Origin of the sequence: Mesorhizobium sp. M7A.F.Ca.ET.027.02.1.1 (assembly GCF_004022985.1) — a bacterium.
In the GTDB taxonomy this organism is placed as follows: Bacteria; Pseudomonadota; Alphaproteobacteria; order Rhizobiales; family Rhizobiaceae; genus Mesorhizobium.
Genome location: NZ_RZOL01000701.1, coordinates 1 through 1,692 on the forward strand (window position 1 = coordinate 1; position 1,692 = coordinate 1,692).

The following is a 1,692-nucleotide window of genomic DNA, read 5'->3' on the forward strand; positions in this document are numbered from 1 at the left end:
TCCGCCCGCCGCTGGACCGGAGCCGAGGAAGACGGCGACGCCACCGACGCTGCCCTCGACACCTTTGCCCGAGATCGCCTTCGCCGCCAGAGCCGGCGGCACCGGCGCACCATCAGCCTTGGCCCTGTCGAGGATCGCCATGGCCAGCGGATGGCTGGAACCCTGCTCAAGCGCTGCCGCCAGCGCCAGCACGGTGCGTTCATCGCGGCCATAGGCCATGATGTCGGTCACCACGGGCCTGCCCGCGGTCAGCGTGCCGGTCTTGTCGAAGGCCACCGCCGTGATCCGGCGAAACCCTTCCAGCACCGCACCACCTTTCATCAACAGGCCACGCCGCGCGCCGGTCGCAAGGCCAGCGGCTATCGCCGCCGGCGTCGAGATGACCAGCGCGCAGGGGCAACCGATCAGCAGGATCGCCAGGCCCTTGTAGATCCATTCGTTCCAGTCGCCGCCAATGAGCAGTGGCGGCCACAGCGCAACCAGCGCGCCGACCGCCAGCACCGCCGGGGTGTAGGTGCGCGAGAAGCGGTCAATGAAGCGCTCGGTCGGCGCCTTGGCCTCCTGCGCTTCCTCCACCAGCCGCACGATGCGGGCGATGGTGTTGTCGGACGCGGCCGCCGTCACCCGCACCTTGAGCACGCCGTCGGTGCTGATCGTGCCGGCAAAGACGGCGTCAGCGACACCCTTGCGCTTTGGCGTGCTCTCGCCGGTCACCGGCGCCTCGTCGATATCGCTCGATCCCTCGATGATCTCGCCATCGGCCGGGATGCGGTCGCCCGGCCGCACCAAGATGACGTCGCCGACCACGAGATCTTCGGCGGGAATCTCCGATGTGCCGCCCGCCCGCTCGACCAGTGCCGTCTTCGGCACCAGATCGGCAAGCCCCTGGATGCTCGCCCGCGCCCGGCCGGCTGCGACACCTTCCAGAAGTTCGCCGATCAGGAACAGCACCACCACGGCGGCTGCCTCTTCCGTGGCGCCTATCATCACGGCGCCTATCGCCGCGATGGTCATCAGCATCTCGATCGAAAACGGTGTGCCGGCCAATGCCGCCATCAGCGCGCGCCGCGCGATCGGCACCAGGCCGACCAGCAGGGCGGCAAGGAAGACCCAGCGCTCGGCCACTGGGAACAGATGGCCGATGCCATAGGCGGCGAGAAGCGCTGCCGCGCAGGCCAGCGTCAACACCGTCCGGCGGGAACGCCACCACGCCTGCCCAGGCTCGGCGTGGCCATGATCGTGGCCTTCATGGTCATTGGGGACGTGATCGGCGTGCGCCCTGTCTGAGATCGGCGATACGTGCGCCTCGGCCCTGACGATGCCGTAGCCGAGCCGCGCCACCTGCCGCAGCACCTTGTCTTCCGGCAGCGCGCCGCCGTGGCTGACCGTCATGCTGGCGCCGGTCACCGAAACCGAGACATCGGCGACGCCGTCGAGGCGACGCACAGCCGTATCGATCTTGGCAGCGCAGGAGGCGCAGTCCATGCCGCCGATCTTGAACCGTGTCTGCCCGATTGTTTCCAGCTTGAGGGGTGCCGTCATCACATTACCTGTCTGCCTTGCCCGCGCGGCGTCGCCGCATGGGTCTTGAATCCTGATGTCCAGCACTGTAATTGCTCTAGTCACTAGAGCTTCAAGAGGAAAATTTCATGTTTTCGATCGGTGATCTCTCGCGCCGAACCGGGGTCAAGG

General features: G+C 67.6%; 1 protein-coding gene. It reads right to left on the reverse strand.

The features are described from left to right. A partial coding sequence (locus EN749_RS35260; protein ID WP_128364898.1) for a heavy metal translocating P-type ATPase occupies window positions 1-1,542 on the reverse strand: 1,542 nt, incomplete at its 3' end. Window positions 1,543-1,692: the final 150 nt, after the last annotated feature.